The sequence below is a fragment of the Rhodanobacter sp. DHG33 genome, from assembly GCF_014843005.1.
GTDB lineage: Bacteria > Pseudomonadota > Gammaproteobacteria > Xanthomonadales > Rhodanobacteraceae > Rhodanobacter_A.
Map to the genome: position 1 here is coordinate 105,715 of NZ_JACYXM010000001.1, position 16,719 is coordinate 122,433.

Annotated in this window: 14 protein-coding genes and 1 pseudogene; 1 reads left to right on the plus strand and 14 read right to left on the minus strand. The window is 56.7% G+C overall.

The window, feature by feature from the left end; genetic code table 11:
- Positions 1-4 precede the first annotated feature (4 nt).
- The 10 genes from wecB to IHE46_RS00535 all read right to left on the minus strand — a co-directional run bounded on the left by wecB (position 5) and on the right by IHE46_RS00535 (position 12,242).
- Entirely contained in the window at positions 5-1,141 is a 1,137-nt protein-coding gene (gene wecB / locus IHE46_RS00490) for a UDP-N-acetylglucosamine 2-epimerase (non-hydrolyzing) (protein WP_192162470.1), read from the minus strand.
- A complete protein-coding gene (locus tag IHE46_RS00495; RefSeq protein WP_192162472.1) occupies positions 1,138-2,250 on the minus strand; it encodes an NAD-dependent epimerase/dehydratase family protein in 1,113 nt (370 codons plus the stop codon). The genes wecB and IHE46_RS00495 overlap by 4 nt, the downstream gene beginning before the upstream one ends.
- Positions 2,251-2,252: 2 nt before the next feature.
- Positions 2,253-3,290, minus strand: coding sequence for a polysaccharide biosynthesis protein (locus IHE46_RS00500; RefSeq protein WP_225562695.1), 1,038 nt, complete (start codon positions 3,288-3,290; stop codon positions 2,253-2,255).
- Between the two features lie 70 nt (positions 3,291-3,360).
- Positions 3,361-4,527, minus strand: a complete 1,167-nt coding sequence (locus IHE46_RS00505; protein ID WP_192162473.1) for a glycosyltransferase family 4 protein — start codon at positions 4,525-4,527, stop codon at positions 3,361-3,363.
- A 94-nt stretch (positions 4,528-4,621) separates the two neighbouring features.
- A complete protein-coding gene (locus IHE46_RS00510; protein WP_192162474.1) occupies positions 4,622-5,488 on the minus strand; it encodes a hypothetical protein in 867 nt (288 codons plus the stop codon).
- 183 nt (positions 5,489-5,671) lie between these two features.
- On the minus strand, positions 5,672-6,796 hold the full coding sequence (locus IHE46_RS00515; RefSeq protein WP_192162475.1) for a glycosyltransferase family 4 protein: 1,125 nt from the start codon (positions 6,794-6,796) through the stop codon (positions 5,672-5,674).
- Entirely contained in the window at positions 6,793-8,121 is a 1,329-nt protein-coding gene (locus IHE46_RS00520) for an O-antigen ligase family protein (RefSeq protein ID WP_343229966.1), read from the minus strand. Before IHE46_RS00520 ends, IHE46_RS00515 begins: the two co-directional genes overlap by 4 nt.
- 481 nt (positions 8,122-8,602) lie before the next feature.
- Positions 8,603-9,967 carry an oligosaccharide flippase family protein gene (locus tag IHE46_RS00525; protein WP_343229967.1) on the minus strand — a complete coding sequence of 455 codons (1,365 nt, stop codon included), beginning with the start codon at positions 9,965-9,967 and terminating at the stop codon, positions 8,603-8,605.
- 116 nt (positions 9,968-10,083) lie between these two features.
- Complete coding sequence (locus tag IHE46_RS00530; RefSeq protein WP_192162478.1) at positions 10,084-11,232, minus strand: NAD-dependent epimerase/dehydratase family protein; 1,149 nt, start codon at positions 11,230-11,232, stop codon at positions 10,084-10,086.
- Between the two features lie 2 nt (positions 11,233-11,234).
- Positions 11,235-12,242 carry an NAD-dependent epimerase/dehydratase family protein gene (locus tag IHE46_RS00535; protein ID WP_192162479.1) on the minus strand — a complete coding sequence of 336 codons (1,008 nt, stop codon included), beginning with the start codon at positions 12,240-12,242 and terminating at the stop codon, positions 11,235-11,237.
- Between the two features lie 376 nt (positions 12,243-12,618).
- Here IHE46_RS00535 and IHE46_RS00540 point away from each other — a divergent pair, with 376 nt between their 5' ends.
- Positions 12,619-13,101 carry an acyltransferase gene (locus tag IHE46_RS00540; RefSeq protein WP_192162480.1) on the plus strand — a complete coding sequence of 161 codons (483 nt, stop codon included), beginning with the start codon at positions 12,619-12,621 and terminating at the stop codon, positions 13,099-13,101.
- On the opposite strand, the gene IHE46_RS00545 is transcribed toward IHE46_RS00540, so the two are convergent.
- The 4 genes and pseudogenes from IHE46_RS00545 to IHE46_RS00555 form a co-directional block, all read right to left on the minus strand.
- On the minus strand, positions 13,098-14,198 hold the full coding sequence (locus IHE46_RS00545) for a polysaccharide biosynthesis protein (RefSeq protein WP_192162482.1): 1,101 nt from the start codon (positions 14,196-14,198) through the stop codon (positions 13,098-13,100). The genes IHE46_RS00540 and IHE46_RS00545 overlap by 4 nt on opposite strands.
- Before the next feature lie 89 nt (positions 14,199-14,287).
- Complete coding sequence (locus tag IHE46_RS00550; protein WP_225562696.1) at positions 14,288-14,983, minus strand: phosphoadenylyl-sulfate reductase; 696 nt, start codon at positions 14,981-14,983, stop codon at positions 14,288-14,290.
- Between the two features lie 103 nt (positions 14,984-15,086).
- Positions 15,087-15,226, minus strand: a pseudogene (locus IHE46_RS16910) (IS5/IS1182 family transposase); the annotation flags it as partial.
- Between the two features lie 126 nt (positions 15,227-15,352).
- Positions 15,353-16,633 (minus strand): nucleotide sugar dehydrogenase, encoded by a 1,281-nt coding sequence (locus IHE46_RS00555; RefSeq protein WP_192162492.1) that lies wholly within the window; start codon positions 16,631-16,633, stop codon positions 15,353-15,355.
- Positions 16,634-16,719: the final 86 nt, after the last annotated feature.

A 16,719-nucleotide genomic window follows, 5' to 3' on the forward strand; every position in this document is an offset into this window, starting at 1 on the left:
CCGCTCAGTCGCGCTTCCAGACCACGCGGTTCACATAATCGACGTAACTGAGCACGATGCGCACGACCTTGTCCGAAACGTTCGGCATGCTGTAGTCGGCCACCTGCCGCAACAAGCGCTGCTCGCCAGCAGGTTGCGATTCGAGGATGGCCAGGCCTTGCATCACGCGCTCCGGGCGCGTCCCCACCATCATTACCGCGGCTTCCTCCATGCCTTCCGGACGCTCGTGCGCGTCGCGCAGGTTGAGCGCACGGAAGTTGAGGATGGATGCTTCCTCGTTGATTGTACCGCTGTCGGACAGCACCGCCCTGGCATCCTTCTGCAAACGCACGTAGTCGCTGAATCCAAGCGGTTTCAACAGGTGGATCCGGTCGTCCAACTTCACGCCCAGCGCATCAATGCGCTTGCGTGTGCGCGGGTGCGTCGACACCACAACCGGCAGTCCGTACGTCGATGCCACGGCGTTCAGGGTTTCCATCAATCCGGCAAAGTTGTGGTCCGAATCGATGTTTTCTTCCCTATGCGCGCTGACGACGAAATACTTGCCAGGCTGCAAACCAAGGCGCTGCAACGCATCCGAACGCTCGATGTTCGGTGCGTAGTACGTCAGCACCTCGTACATCGGGCTGCCGGTCTTGATGACCCGATCCGGTGGCAAGCCTTCGCGCAGCAGGTATTCGCGCGCGATGTCGCTGTAGGTCAGGTTGATGTCCGCAGTGTGATCGACGATACGCCGGTTGATTTCTTCCGGCACGCGCATGTCGAAGCAGCGATTGCCGGCTTCCATGTGAAAGACCGGAATCTTGCGTCGCTTGGCCGGGATCGCCGCAAGGCAGCTATTGGTGTCGCCCAGGATCAGCACCGCATCCGGCTGCACTTCAGCCAACACCTGGTCCGCTGCAATGATGACCTTGCCGATCGTTTCCGCCCCGCTGCTGCCGGCCGCCTCGAGGAAGTGGTCCGGTTTGCGGATGCCTAGATCCTCGAAGAAGATGCCGTTCAATTCGTAGTCGTAGTTTTGCCCCGTATGCACCAGCACGTGTTCGCAAAACGCATCCAGCTTGGCCATCACACGCGACAGCCGGATGATTTCCGGCCGTGTGCCGACGATGGTGGCAACCTTGAGTTTGCGTACACTCATACCTTGCTCGCCACCGTGTCGGGGTGTTCCCGGTCGAAGATCTCGTTGGCCCACAGCATCACTACCAGCTCATCGTCGCCAATGTTGGTGATGTCGTGCGCCCAACCCGGAATGGTTTCCACCACCAGCGGTTCGTCGCCCGTGCTCTCGACTTCGAACGTTTCGTTGGTGACCAGATGCCGAAAGCGATAACGTGCGCTGCCCTTGATGACAAGGAATTTCTCGGTCTTGGTGTGGTGGTAATGGCCACCCCGCGTGATCCCCGGATGCGCGGTGAAGAACGAGAACTGCCCGCAGTCCGGCGTTTTCAACATCTCCACGAACATGCCCCGCGGGTCGGCATGTTTCTCGACCTTGTAGCTGAAGGCCTCCGGGGGCAAGAAACTCACGTAAGTCGCGTACAGCGCACGCACCAATCCGGTGCCGACACGCTCGCTGACCAGTGATTGGCGCACGTTCCCGAACGCACGGATCTGCTGCGCGAGTTCGCCTACTGTTGTTGCGTAGACCGGCCCAGCTTCGGCAAACCGCAGGCCCTCCCCGGGCTCGGCCAGAAACCGCAACAACTCAGCCACCACGTCATCGATATAGATAAGCCGCACCGGCGATTCAGGGTTGTCAATGCGGATCGGCAGCCCGCGCGCGATGTTGTGGCAAAACGTGGCCACCGCCGAGTTGTAGTCAGGCCGGCTCCACTTGCCGAACACGTTGGCCAAGCGATAGATCGCCACCGACGCGCCACTGCGCTGCCCGTAGTCCGCCAAGGCCTCTTCGGCGTGGCGCTTGCTGACGCCGTAAGGATTGTCCTGCTCCACCTGAATCGACGAGGCGAACGCCAGGGGCAGCGATCGCCCGGTTGCCAGCAGCGCCTCGCACAGGCTCGCCGTGAACCCGGCGTTGCCTTGCTCAAACTCTGCGACGTCCTTGGGCCGGTTCACACCAGCCAAATGCACCACACGATCCGCGCGGCCGGCCAACTCGGCCAATTCCGCAGCCGACGTGGCGCGCGTCACCGGCAGCACTTCGAAATCCTTGTGCTCGCCCAGCGCAACCACCAGATTCTTGCCGATGAAGCCATCGGCGCCAGTCACCAGCACCCGCGTCACCATCGTCAATCCTCCGGCTCGGCAGGTCGGCCCGCCGCCAGCTCGCGAATGAAATGCAGCTTCAGCAGCAGCTTTTTCATGCCCTCCACGTCGAGCTGTTGCGTGTTGGCTGACGTGTAGTCGCCGGCTTCGCTCACGCGTTGCTCGCCGTGTTCGAAGAATGCCCCGTAGTTGAGGTCGCGCCGGTCCGGCGGGATCCGGTAGTAGTCGCCAAGATCTTCAGCACGCGCCATGCCCTCGCGGCTAACCAGGGTTTCGTGCTTTTTCTCGCCGTGACGGGTGCCGATGATCTTGATCGGGTGCTCGGGCTTCTTCAGCAGCTCGCGCAACGCGCAGGCCAGCGTATGCACCGTTGCGGCTGGCGCCTTCTGCACGAAGATGTCACCGCTGTTGCCGTGCTCGAACGCATACACCACAAGCTCGACCGCATCATCCAGCGTCATCATGAATCGCGTCATGTCGGGATCGGTGATCGAAATTGGCGTGTCCGACAGGATCTGCTGCACGAACAGCGGGATCACCGAACCGCGTGAAGCCATGACATTGCCGTAGCGAGTCCCGCAGATCATCGTCTTGCCAGGATCCACATTGCGTCCCTTGGCGATGAACACCTTCTCCATCATCGCCTTGGATATCCCCATGGCATTGATGGGATAGACAGCCTTGTCCGTACTGAGGCAGATGACCTTGCGCACACCGCACCGGATCGCCGCTTCGGTGATGTTCTCGGCCCCCAGGACGTTGGTCTTCACCGCCTCCATCGGATAGAACTCGCACGACGGCACCTGCTTCAAGGCCGCAGCGTGGAACACGAAATCCACCCCGCGCATGGCGCCGGTCACGCTCGCCAAATCACGCACGTCGCCGATGTAGAACTTCAACTTGTCAGACAAGTAATGCTTGCGCATATCGTCCTGCTTCTTTTCATCGCGGCTGAAGATGCGTATTTCACGAATACCCGTCTCAAGGAACCTGTTGACGACCGCATGTCCGAACGATCCGGTACCGCCCGTCACCAGCAATGTCTTGTCATCAAATATCATTTGCGTCCTACTTTGGAGGGACAAGCCTCAACCATAACAACTCTACAGCGCCAAGCCGTCGCTTCAACCTTCAAGGGCGTAGACCGCGGCACCGCGACGACGCTAGCACACGGTCATAAATCTCGAGTGTCTTATCCGCAATGTTTTCAGGCGAAAACTCGGCGGCCAAATTACGTGCAGCGTGTCCGATCCGTTGTCGCAGCTCGGGTGAATCAATGAGCCGCCCAATCCGCTCGGCCATCGCCTCACTATCTTCAACGGGGACCACAAAGCCGGACTCACCATCCACGACATACCGCGCCACATCGCCTACATCGGTGGACACAACCGGTTTTGCCATCGCCATGGCTTCCCACAACGACATGCCCCAACTTTCCGAAAGCGAGGCACATACATAGACATCAACACGTTTCAGAATGGGACGTACATCTGCCCGCCCACCCAAAAAGCATATGTCATTTAGCCCAACCTGATCCGCAAGCACTTTCAGATGATCTGCATAATGCCTCTGGCGCTGAAACACGGGACCTATTACAACGACACGCACAAAGCGCCCACTATTATTTAGCAACGCAGCTGCACGAATAATTGTTTCAATGCCCTTTACAGGATTTACATTTCCTATCGTACCAATGACGAAGCCGTCGCCAAACAAGTCAGCCGGCTCTTCATCAACACACGGTGGCGATTCCGGATCGTACTCGTGAATGTCAACTGGTGGCTGCACTATGGCAGAAGGTCGATTGTTGGTCACGTACCTGCCATAGTATTCCTTCACTCTTTGTCCAGTATAAATAAATCCAGCCGCTAAAGGCTGGACAGCTCGAAATAGCCAGCGTATCCACCCTGGCATGAGCGTATCGTTCAAATGCCATACACACGGTATGCCGGCTAGTTGTGACGCAATGACGGCCTTTATCTGCCAACTACCACCAGACGCATGAACCAGGTCAATTCGTTCACACCGAAAAAGTCGCGCAAGTTTGATTACCTCACTCGGAAATAACGCCACATATGCAATTGCGACTCGCCATTCCCGAGTAATGCGGGTGAGAGCAATTACACGACAGGGGATGCCGAGTGCCACACATTTTTCATAGAAAGCACCCGAATTATCTCTCGACATTACGACAAGTGTATCGACGCGCCCAATCAAGGCAGCAGCCACACGCATAATCCTTATCTGCGGGCCGCCCAGCTTGCCTTCTTCAATGACGTTAGCGACCCTTAACACCACCAGCTCATTTCCTTCCGTAGGTCAATTACTAATGCCGCTACAACAATCACGCGGCACGCACTGTTAGCGCATCACTTAGAGGGCTCTTAAAAAGTTAGTGAATATTGTGGGCCTTCATGAAAGCCTCCGTTTGAACAAACCAAGGCATCTTGGCATCGAACTTAGGATATTTAGTTTCCTCGTCTGAACCTGAACACGCCCAGCGTGGAGACCACAAAATCACCCCATCGACTATTGGATAGAGTGTCTCCAACTCGCTTCGCCAGACCGATGCCGGCAGAAATTGTGCGCCCAGCGATCCCTGCTTGCATCCCGCATGCGGCGCATTGTACTGCGGCCACACATACGCATAAATCGGCTTGCCTGGAGCCTCCTGCCGCAAGAGCTGAACGATCAGTTTCGCCTCCTTTGCCCATGCCGCAGCATCCGCCCCATGTGTGTAGAGCATCGGCGTCAGGAAATCGATGTGATCCACCAGCGGCTTCGCGTCCGACTGATAAATTCTCCAAACGGCGGATGGCGCAGGCTTGTTAAACATACTGACTTTGCTTTGCGGATTGAGCCGCTTGAACTCTTGTAGCGCTTTTGCATACTTCTGCATTGCGGCAGGATTCCAGCCCCACGTCTCCATATCCAAAACAACCAGCTCACCAGGATTCTTTCCCGCCGATTGCGCTGCATTATCTACCTTTTCCATACTGAACTGACGATCGTTTGAATGCGACGCAGGCGGATCATCCAGATCCGCCTCATAAATAGTTTTTATGGATCTAATTCCATAGGCGCTTAAATCGGGAGTGCCGTCATAGGCTACAGAATTGAAGACACTGAATGGCTTTGCGGTGGCTGGAAACGCGGCCGCCGTCGTCGCAACGAGATTCAGAGCCAGAGTGATTGCGGCCAAAGGAAAAGCCACCCGAGGCCAAGAGGCAAGCTTCACCAAACTACGTAGTGCACTCATTTTGTTTACACTCCTCAGTGTTAGCACGCAAGACAGTACACCAGTCATGTTTGACGCTAGCCACACCATATCATGAGAAAGTCATCGCCTGGTTAAGACTCCGCCCGAAGTGCAAGCTGACGTAGCACAGACAGAACTATCGATCGCCACTCTCCCATGATTCACTTTATGTTAGTTGTTGTTTCACTCTTTCCAAGGCGGTTCGGGCTTACCCGATTTACCTTCTGCATGCGACAGAATCGCAAGTAGATATCGAGCACCCTCATCACTACCCAAAGACCGAGCCCAGTTTGCAAGCGTCAATCGCTCTGCATATTTGGGTGGCCCTAACGAAATTTGCCGAGACAGTAAACCTACAAGGCCGTGGATATCGCCATTACGGAACACCCCACCAACCCCACTCGCCAGCACAGCTTCACTCGCACCACAAGTGTCACTACAAATAACCGGTGTGCCAGCCATCAAGGCTTCCGATACTACTGCTCCCCAGCCATCGTGGCGGCTAGGGAGCACTAGGCAGTCGGCGGCAGCCATACTTTGCCGCGCCAACTCACCGTACAACCGTCCAGCCCACTGAAGCCTGTTGCCAAGGCATCGTTCAGCATGCGCCCGAAGATCGATGTCAAGGGGCCCATTACCTATGACCTGCAGCCGGGACTGACGAGCAAGCTGAGCCGGCAAAGCCGCCATTGCATCAATTAACAGATCCAGACGTTTTCGATCAATGAATTGCCCTGCAAACAACACAGTGAAAGACTGTGTACTCTCTGTTTTTGGAGCAACCGTTTGCGAGCATGAACTCGCGGGCTCCAAGAAATAAGCGAATGGGAAAATTTTGGCAACAAGTACGCCGCGTGCGCGCACCCAATCGGAAGTTCCTCGGCCAATTGCCAAAACTCCCGCCAATCGCCGCCTATTGCGATAAAACACACTGCGATACAATAGTTGTCGAGCGCCGCCTAGCAATCCGGCGTTATTCAGCGACTCCATCATTACCCAATATTGTAAACTCCGCCGCGCAAGCGCGGCTTGTGCAACACCAACAAGACCATTTCCCCGTATGCCCTGAACGAGATGGATTGCTTCGCCTGGCGCTTCGTTTGCCAGGCGCGCCATTGCGATGGCCGAATCAGCCAACCGAAGGTCGACGCCCGGTAGCTGCGGCACTTGCCAGCCCAATCGCGCCCGATCTTCACTCATTTCTTGCGCCGCAACATAGGTCACCCGACAGCCCATACGTGCCAGCGCGATAGCAAGAGCTGCCATGTGCGGGCTAATCATGTTCTGCCAGAACCAGATGTTCGTCATCCCGACGTCTCTTCCAAGAGCGGGAGTGGCACCGACGTCGCCCATGTAATGAGGATTAGAACCAACATGCCCATGCCACTGGGCGAAAACAGCGTCGCTTCACCCATGTTTTCCAGGAGTGCAGTCATACACACCATCATGGCGATCATGCCTCCGCGTCGAACCGCTCTGCGTAACAGCATCCAAATCCAAACCAACACGGCTATCAATCCAAATATACCTAACTGCTCCCATGCCGCAATGTAGATATTTCCATTCTCTACTGGAGCACCGATTGGAAGACCAAATAGAGGGTCGCGCTGAATCACAAAGTCATCCGAGTCGGGATCAATGCCGAACCCAATTCCCTGGAAGGGCCTCTCAGCAATATTCGCCAACATCGGAATAATCAATTTGCCACGCGAATTGTCGTACACCTCATCCAAATTGGTGGTTGTACCTCGCTTGACAATATAGGTGTGTACTACCTTCCCTAGGAGCGGACCGGCACCAATCGCTCCGATCAAAACCAGCACTACCGCCAATTGGATGCGCCTGTTGCGGAAGCCGGGAACAAAGTCCCCTCTGCGTCGGCGTGCAATCCACGGCCCCACGACCACCGAAACTATCAGCGCCAATATCAACGCAAGACCAGCGGTACGAGCTTGGGACAAAATGACCGAAATTACAGCAATGGAAAAAATTACCACATTCGACGTAACAACTTTTCGTTCAGCCAGAATGCGTCCACCCGCCCACGCCGCTAACAAGCCAACCGTCAATCCGAAAGCTTGCGGTTGATTCAAAATCCCTTGGAAACCCGCTCCATTCTTCAGATATCCAAGTGTCGTGGGAAGCAAAGGCAGACTGACCAACATAAGCACTACCAAGCCACCAAATAGCTGGCGCTCGAGGCGCAACCGATCCTGGTAGCGGAGCCCCTCCCAGGCAGCCAATAATGTGCATACAGTTACAGTCCATGAAATCGCCTTTAATAAAGAAACGGCTGGCATTTCGCTGAAGAACAATGAATGGACAATGATCCCACCACCTAAAAGCAGCGTTGCAAATACGCTACCGCGAATCATCGACGACTGTACGCCAGAAGATCGCATGCCAGCCATCACGACAGACAGCATAGCGCCGGCCTCGACCGCAAACCTGCCAACCGCCGCAACGTTCGGTTGAACAGCAATGCCGGGGCTCAGCACGCTGAGGAGCCAGGACAACGCCAATGCCTGGATTGCTTGCGCGCGCCCGAGCATCGCATAAAGCGATAGCAAAAAGAGACTCAGCAACCCAGTCGCCGACGAGGCAATGTAGCCGGCCAGGACCAGAAGCACCACGCACGCCTCAACGAGGTTCTTTGTCCGTCTAGTGAACATTTGCTGCCCCGCTCCCGCCCATGTGAAGTGCCCTGATTGCACACTCTCTCACTTCTTCTACGCCTCCCTGGATGGTGGCGCAGACGTCGGCCCAAGCTCCAACACTCCTGATAGGTATGGAATAACCCGGTCTGACAGTTACCTTGCACCCTCCTCCTCGCATCTGGGTGCCGGCAATTAGGCTCACGCAGGGAGCAGTATCGGCATCATCGCCAATACGAACGGCGGCATCACCGCCAGCCACAAGCACTTCATGATCAATCCATAGTCCGAGCCCGATCTCCAGACCTCCGGCCAACCAGAAACGCGCACTTGAAGCAGCAAGTACACGGTCGCCCACCGGTGCTCGTGCCCAGCGCAGCAATGAACGCCTCACGGCAAACAACCGTGTGGGCGGCAACAACGGCACGAGATGGCTGTAAACATCGTATGCATCGGTGCGCTATGCCTCCCGGAAAACACGAAAAATAGTCATCATCAGCATGACTGCACCTGCACACGCGTATGCAACCAGCGCCCACTCCACACTCCGGTGCGAACTAGGCAACAGTATTCCAAGAAGAACGAGCAGCCACACAACGGTGATGATCAGCCATGACATGTGTCGGCCGCGCCCAACCAAAGCGTTGCCCAAGGCGTTCGCTGGGGAATTGATTACGCCCACCCCCAAGAAACAGGCAACAACCAGCGTATCTCCTGCATACCGGCTGCCATAGAGCAGAATCAGCTTGGACGCAAACAAAAATCCCAATGCCGCAATACTGAGCGACATCGCAGCATTAATTGTCCCGACCCATTTCAGGAGCCGACGTAGACCCTCGTGTGTCTCACGCACCATGCGCGAGAACGTGACTCTGGTCATTTGGTTTGGTAGCAACAAGCCCAGAGCGAGCCATTGCATGCCAATAGTGAAAACCGCGAATTGTTTGTCGCCCGCGCTTGCCATGATCAGCCGGCCCACCACCCAGGTCGCCGAGCCGCTGATCAGCGAAACTGCGAACATTGCGCCGACAAGGGAACCCAGTTCATGCAGGCTTTGCTTGTCCCAGCGAATGGATGCCTTGAGGCGCTCCCAACCAGTCTGATGAACGGTAATCGCAGTGGTACCGGCGAGATGCAAACCGAATGCCGCAACAATCGCCCACATGCCAATGGTGGGATTGCGAGTGGCCGCGGCCCATCCAGTAAGCGCCAGCAGACACACAGCCGACCCAATGGAGACAATGGCCGACGACCGGAAAGCCTCAAGCCCCACGATGGCGCCACCAATCACCGCATCAAGCACACAGACCGCCACACCCACGCTAATGGCAAGGATTGGGATATCACGTCCGGCAGTAAGCCAGCCCAGTGGTGCAATGCTGAGGATCATGAAGGCAGCGACAGCCACTACGACATTGACGCACAGCAGTGTGCCGAGCGGGAAGGCTCCCGTACCATCGTCGTTGCGTGAGGCAGCGAAGAAGCGTGAAGCAGCAACGGCCAAGCCCATGGTCGCATAGGTAGCCAGCATGTTGACCGTCATCTGGAAATAGGAATAAGTCGCAAAATCCCTGGTTGCAAACGATCTCGCTAGCAAGATCGTAGCGAGTGCAAGACTCCCTCGCTGTGCAAGGTGGTTGACAAGAGACCATATCGCATTGGCCGCGAGTAACCGGCGGCTCACGGAGTCACCGCCGCTTGTCCACTGCAGCATCGCGGGGGGGGGCAGACCGATAGATAGGGCATATATATCAAAGGCAATGCAGGAGGCCGAGGTGAAGTACCCACGAAGGTCGGGAGTCGCCATACGCGGCCATGACGACATTCACCGTGCGACCGCGCATGTTGCTATTGGGATGCTGTCCGTTAATTACGCAAACACGGGCATGCCCCCCCATGAGCTAGCCTTCGTTCATCACAAACCCACTGCAGACGCAGTCATTAACTCCATTTCACGCGCGGCATGATTCTGCCAGCCACGATCCGATCCTTGTTTTCCATGACCCGTTTCAACATTGCGGTGATGACATCATCGGTCATGTAGTGTGGCTTCAGACCCAGCTCCATCAAACCTGAGTGGGCCGGATTGTAGTAGTGGTTTTCCTTTTCCTTGCGAGGGTTTGGGATGGACTTGATGGTGACATTCAGCCCCATTTCATCGCCCACCTTCTTGATACGATCCGCCGCCTGATTGACGCTGAAGGTTTCCGTCAGTTGATTGAAAATGCGCAACTCACCCCTCTTGGCGGGGTTGCTTGCTGCCAGGCCAACACATTGCAAGGTGTCCCGCAAGTTCAAATAACCGCGGATCTGGCCACCAGCGCCATACACCGTCAGCGGAATACCCGCCACGGCCTGCACGAGGAAGCGGTTGACAAGAGTGCCAAAGATGTCGTCGTAATGGAAATTGGGGCACAGCCGCGGATCGAGGTCGGCTTCATCGGTGGACAAGCCATAGACTGGTCCCTGCATGAGGTCGGTCACGCGCAACCCGAAGGTACGCACGTAGAACCACAACAGGTCGGTATCCATCACCTTGGTGGTGTGGTACAGCGAACCGGCCGCACGCGGAAACAGGAAGGTGTCCTTACGCCCCTTGTGTTCGACTTCCAGCCAACCTTCCTCGATGTCGATGTTGGGCGTGCCGTATTCGCCCATGGTGCCCAACTTGACGATATGACAATCGGGCACGATGTCCTTGACTGCGTGGATGCAGTTGAAGGTGACGTTGAGGTTATTGTTGAAGGTTTCACGCGCTTCCCTGAAACCACGCATGGAGTACGGCGCGGACGGCTGTTCGGCGTAGTGGATGATGGTTTCCGGCCCGAATTCGCGCACGATGTCGAACATTACACCCGGGTCAGCGAGATCGGCGATGTGGACCTTGATGGTGTGACCGGATACGGCATGGAAGACACGCGCGCGTTCCGAAAGGCTGGGCGTGGCGATGAGCGCCTCACTGTCGGTGGCTTCGGCGATTTGGCGACGAAGATAATTGTCCACTACGCACACTTCGTGGCCGGCGGCCGCAAAGTTCATGGCCGTGGGCCAGCCTAGATAGCCGTCGCCGCCCAGAATCAGTACACGCATGTTTATTCCTTGCTCGCTGTAGAGTGGTAGTAGGTGTCAAGAAAATACCGCACGGTGCGCCGCAGCCCGTCGTGCAGCGATACCTGTGGCGTCCAGGCCAGTCGTTGCCGCGCCTTGGTGGTGTCCGAATAATTGCGGGCCACGTCACCTTGTCGTATGGGACCATGGTACACGTCCGGTACGTGCATACCTTCAGAGCGCATAGCCTTGATGAGCTGCTCCGTCATCTCCGCCACGGTGGTTTCCGCGGCTGTGGCGATCTGAAACGTCTCGCCACCGATGCCGGGGGTCAGCGCCGCACTGCGGATGGCGAGGATGAGATCGGCGATGTAAATGAAATCCCGAGTCTGGCTGCCATCACCGTAGATTTCAAGCCGCTGGCCGGACATGGCTTCCTTGATGAATTTGGCGACGACGGAGCCTTTGTGCCCGGAGCCTTCGCCATAGACATTGCCGAAACGCAGCGTGACGGTTTCCACGCCATAGCAGTGGTAATACGCGGAACAGTAGCCCTCACCGGCGAGTTTGGATGCACCGTAGGGCGAGGCTGGGTGCGGCGCCATTTCTTCGTGCAGCGGCGGGGCCTGTACACCCAATGGCGCACCGGACGATGCCATCACGAAACGTGGCGGTTCGCCAGCAGCACGACAGGCCTCCAGCATGTTGACGACACCCAACACGTTAGTATGGCAATCCTTGACGGGATCGGCCACCGACTGCGGTACGCCGGTGTTCGCGGCAAGGTGGATGACGACATCCGCTCCGATGATGGCCTCAGCGATCGCTGCCGGATCGAGGATGTCGCCCACCTTTAGCGCCAAGGGTTGCGACCAATCATGGAAGTTGGCCGTGTTATCCAACTCGACGAACGGAGCGACCACGGCAAGGTCTTCGCGCGTACCGGTGGAAAGATTGTCCAGCACGCGAATGGACTGATCGCCTTCGGCCAGCAAATCGGCGATGAGGGCGCGGCCAATGAAGCCACAACCACCAGTGACAAGCCAGTTCATGATCGATCCCTTTTCAACAGCACCTCTTCACATGTCCACTCCATGGCGGACATGTACCAACTCATTCCAAAGTACCCAAGCAGGCGTCGACTGCAAACGGCCGCGGATCAATTGTTGGTGTACCGCCGCTTCCACGCACGGGGCCTAGGTTACTTTTGGCTGCGGTTGCCGCACGTCTTTGTTGGACATCTCCATCGTATGGATACTCGTTTAATTCAGTATGATGTTGCTGAATTCGTACCCGAGCGTCGAATGGATATTAGTCCCGTATGCAGCTGCGGGTACTGCCATGCTCTGCCTAACCGCTCTCCGCGTTTCCAGAAGGTGTGATTCATCAATGCACGCAGGCCGTCTCTATGTATATAACCAACTCACTATGCTGTTGCCGCCGACGCGATTTTTTGCACTAAAACGGTTATTGCTGCGTTGGGCAGGCGCCACCGTGGCTGACAATGTACGCATTGTATCGAGCGCTAGGTTCTGGTTAACGGGAGCACTGGAGATCGGTTCCGGAGCGTGGATCGGTCACGAGGTGCTTGTAGCTGGCGGCGGTGCTGCGGTGTACATAGGCAAAGATGTAGATATTGCACCACGTGTAAGCCTCATCACAGGCACGCACTCGCTTGGTGGGCTTGGCGAGAAAGCAGCCGGTTCCGGTTATTCGCTACCGATTGTCGTTGGTGATGGCGCGTGGATCGGAGCCGGCGCAACAGTGTTGGGAGGCGTAACTGTGGGTGAATCCTGCGTCGTCGCTGCCGGCGCTCTAGTGCGCCGGGATGTCCCGCCAAAGGTCATCGTGGGTGGCGTCCCGGCGGTGGAGCTTCGCGGACACAACCATGAGGCACCACGTGATCTCTAACTCGCCGCATTCTCTTCTTTGTCTCCAGGCCAGTATCGCTGCGGTGCATCGGCCATCATCTGGATGTCCAGCAAACCGTCGCCGCGCAACAGATTGACGAGATCTTGCCTCTGCATAAGAGGCTCCGCAGCCGACACATACGGGTTGGTCACCTTGTCGGACACGACATTGGGATATTCGTATGAGACTGTCCGATACACGCCACGGTAGGCCGGCAGAACCGCAAAATAGCGATCCAACTCGACAGCGCGGCGGGTTTCTTCATCGCTCATCAATTCCTCGTACAACTTTTCACCCGGCTTGCTGCCGATTTCCGTGATCTCGATGGCTTTGGGATCCTCGCCGAAGCGCGGAGCAAGCTCCTCGATCATTACCTCCGCCAAGTCCTTGATACGGATGACCGGCATCTTGGTGATGAAGACTTCGCCACCCCGTCCGAGCAACGCCGACTCGATGACAAGCCGAACCGCATCGCGCGTGTTCATGACGAAACGCGTCATGCGCGGATCGGTCAACGTCACCGGCCCCCCGCGGGCGATCTGGTTGGCGAACACCGGAACGACAGACCCCTGCGACCCCAACACATTGCCAAAACGCGTAGCGACAAACACCGGGCCGCCTTCGCTCGTCTGGCTGTTGGCTGCCGTGATCAGGCGCTCGCCCATAAGCTTGGAGGTGCCCATGACGCTGGTCGGGTTCACGGCTTTGTCGGTGCTCATCTGCACCATGCGTTCAACGCCACCGTCGCGCGCGGCCTGGATAAGGTTCTGCACACCAAGAATGTTGGTCTGCACCGCATCCATGGGCGACCGCTCGCAAACGATCACGTGCTTGAGAGCTGCCGCGGAAAAGATCACGTCCGTGTTGCGTGCCAAGCGTGTCATGAGGGCGGCATCGCGCACGTCCCCAATGGTAAAGCGCGCCCGCGAGTCCGCCAGGTATTGTTGGTCGATGGAAAAAATGCCGGTCTCGTTATTGTCGACCCCCACCAATTGGCCGATGCCGTACTCCGGCTTGAGCAGCTCCGCGATCAGCGCGGAACCGACCGTACCGCACGCCCCCGTAACCAGGATCCGCTTGTTCTTAAGCTGGTACATCAAAAGCTCCTTCAGGAAATGGCTTGGTACGGCAGGAATCGTTGTGTTGGACTGCTTGTGAAGGCCATCGAACGTCACTCTGGACCGGATCAATGGTCATCGTTTCGCATCAATCGCCCGGACTTGGGGTCAAAATGCAAGCCGCATTCTTTCAGTGATCCGCGCTCCCACCACCAGCGACCAGCACGTTCGTCCTCACCAGGCTTGACCGCGCGAGAACAGGGTGTGCAACCGACGCTCTTATAACCCTCATCCAGCAGTTTGTTGTAGGGAATGGACCGGGAGTGTATGTACGCCCACACTTCCTGCGCAGTCCAATCCGCCATCGGATTAAACTTATACAGATTATAGTTGCTGTCCCATTGGCGCACTTCGATGGCCGCACGCGTAGGCGACTGCTCCTTGCGCAAGCCAGTCAGCAACGCTTTTTTACCGACGAGGAACCGCCTCAACGGCGACACCTTTCGGATGTTGCAGCACTGCTTTCGAAGTTCCACGTTCTGATAATACCCGTTGACCCCGTTACGTTGGACCCAGTCGCCGATCTCAGCAGCATCCGGGTACAAGACCTGTAGCACCGGTCCATAACGCGAAAACACTGCCTGCATGAGACTATAGGTCTCTTTGGGCAAGCGACCCGTGTCAATCGTCACCACCTCGATATTCAATTTGTGCTCGACGATCAAGTCGAGCATCACCAGAGTCTCCGGGCCGAGCGCGCTCGACAAGGCTGATGGAAAGTAGTCGGTGCTTATCTGTGCCAGCAACGCCAACGTCTTATCCAAGTTGGTGGGCGCCGCCTTCTCCATCCGTTACATGCCCCCAGACTGTGGCGATCGAATCAGACGCCAAACCCATGATGGGCTCCATACTCGCCCCCGATTCAGGTGCCTTCGGATAGTACCGCGCGATGACCGCGCACAGCTCTGCCCATGGCACCACACACCCCATTTCCGCCAGGAACCTGCACTCCAGGTCGGCCTGCGATGCCGTTCGAACCCGGTGTCGTGCTGCATTGACAGGCTCATTTGCTTGGGTGTCATCGGGCACGATCCATCAGTAGGTCGGAGCTTCGACCGCGGGGCAAAAATCAGAGGCTCCTAAAGCTAGGATCGCTCAGTCCTTTGCACATCTGCGACAAAGACAAGGTGAATTCAAAGGCGGCCGTCAACTTCGCCCTTGGACAGGATACCTTTGACGTCGTAAAGCACTGCGCGGTCACTGGCCAGTGCGCGTATACCGGCATTGCCTCCAGCCTTGAATTCATCATGCGCTACGGCGATCACCACAGCATCGTAAGCATTCGGTTTCGGTGCGTGCGCCAACAAATCAAGACCATACTCAGTCTTGGCCTCGGCAGCATCGGCCCATGGATCGTAGATATCCACCAGGGCACCAAAGCTTTCAAACTCCTTCACCAGATCCACAACGCGTGTGTTGCGTAGATCCGGGCAGTTTTCTTTGAAGGTCAGGCCCAGCACCAATACATGACTGTTCTTGATGGCGTGACCTTTGCCGATCATCAGCTTCACCACTTCACTGGCAACGTGCCGCCCCATGCCGTCGTTGATGCGGCGACAAGCCAGCAGGATGTCGGGATAGTAGCCCACGGCCTGAGCTTTCTGTATCAGGTAGTAAGGATCCACGCCGATGCAGTGTCCCCCGACCAGGCCTGGCTGGAACGGCAGGAAGTTCCACTTGGTGCTAGCAGCCGCCAACACGTCCTGGGTATCGATGCCGAGGCGATGGAAGATCAATGCAAACTCGTTGATGAGAGCGATATTCGCATCGCGCTGGGTGTTCTCGATGACCTTGGCCGCCTCGGCCACTTTCAGGCTGGTCGCCTTGTGGGTGCCGGCAGTGATGATGGTGCGATACAGCGCGTCCACATAATCGGCCGTCTCGAGAGTAGAGCCGGAAGTGATTTTCGGGATGTTGACAAGGCGGCGCTGTTTGTCGCCTGGATTGATCCGTTCAGGGCTGTAGCCCACGGTAAAATCGATGTTGAACCTCAACCCGGAGACACGCTCCAGTTCCGGCACACAGATTTCCTCGGTGGCACCGGGATAGACGGTAGATTCATAAATCACGACACCACCACGCCTGAGCACCTTTCCGATGGACTGGCTTGCCTTGATCAGCGGGGTGAAATTAGGGCGTTTATGTTCGTCTACTGGAGTGGATACAGAGACGACGAATACATTGCAGTCGCGCAATACCTGCAAATCGTCTGAATACACGAGCCGACTCGATGCTGCGAGCTCCTCGGCGGACGTTTCCTGCGTATGGTCGATGCCGGCCCGCAGCTGCTCGATGCGCGCGACGCTGATATCGAATCCCACTGTATCGAAATGCTTACCGAACTCGACGGCCAGCGGCAGGCCCACGTAGCCCAGACCAATGATGGCGATCTTTGTATTGTTCAGTGAATGCATGTTGCTTCCAAAGCGCCCCTTCAACAGCAACTCTTCCGTTGCGTTAGGGTGACGTTGAAGTAGTCGTCATTCCCGCGAAAGCGGGA

What these genes read in the sequence shown, in the direction of transcription:
- wecB (WP_192162470.1), bottom strand. Translation starts at nt 1,141, where the DNA reads ATGAGTGTACGCAAACTCAAGGTTGCCACCATCGTCGGCACACGGCCG.
- IHE46_RS00495 (WP_192162472.1), bottom strand. Translation starts at nt 2,250, where the DNA reads ATGGTGACGCGGGTGCTGGTGACTGGCGCCGATGGCTTCATCGGCAAG.
- IHE46_RS00500 (WP_225562695.1), bottom strand. Translation starts at nt 3,290, where the DNA reads ATGATATTTGATGACAAGACATTGCTGGTGACGGGCGGTACCGGATCG.
- IHE46_RS00510 (WP_192162474.1), bottom strand. Translation starts at nt 5,488, where the DNA reads ATGAGTGCACTACGTAGTTTGGTGAAGCTTGCCTCTTGGCCTCGGGTG.
- IHE46_RS00515 (WP_192162475.1), bottom strand. Translation starts at nt 6,796, where the DNA reads ATGACGAACATCTGGTTCTGGCAGAACATGATTAGCCCGCACATGGCA.
- IHE46_RS00525 (WP_343229967.1), bottom strand. Translation starts at nt 9,967, where the DNA reads ATGTCGTCATGGCCGCGTATGGCGACTCCCGACCTTCGTGGGTACTTC.
- IHE46_RS00530 (WP_192162478.1), bottom strand. Translation starts at nt 11,232, where the DNA reads ATGCGTGTACTGATTCTGGGCGGCGACGGCTATCTAGGCTGGCCCACG.
- IHE46_RS00535 (WP_192162479.1), bottom strand. Translation starts at nt 12,242, where the DNA reads ATGAACTGGCTTGTCACTGGTGGTTGTGGCTTCATTGGCCGCGCCCTC.
- IHE46_RS00540 (WP_192162480.1), top strand. Translation starts at nt 12,619, where the DNA reads ATGCTGTTGCCGCCGACGCGATTTTTTGCACTAAAACGGTTATTGCTG.
- IHE46_RS00545 (WP_192162482.1), bottom strand. Translation starts at nt 14,198, where the DNA reads ATGTACCAGCTTAAGAACAAGCGGATCCTGGTTACGGGGGCGTGCGGT.
- IHE46_RS00555 (WP_192162492.1), bottom strand. Translation starts at nt 16,633, where the DNA reads ATGCATTCACTGAACAATACAAAGATCGCCATCATTGGTCTGGGCTAC.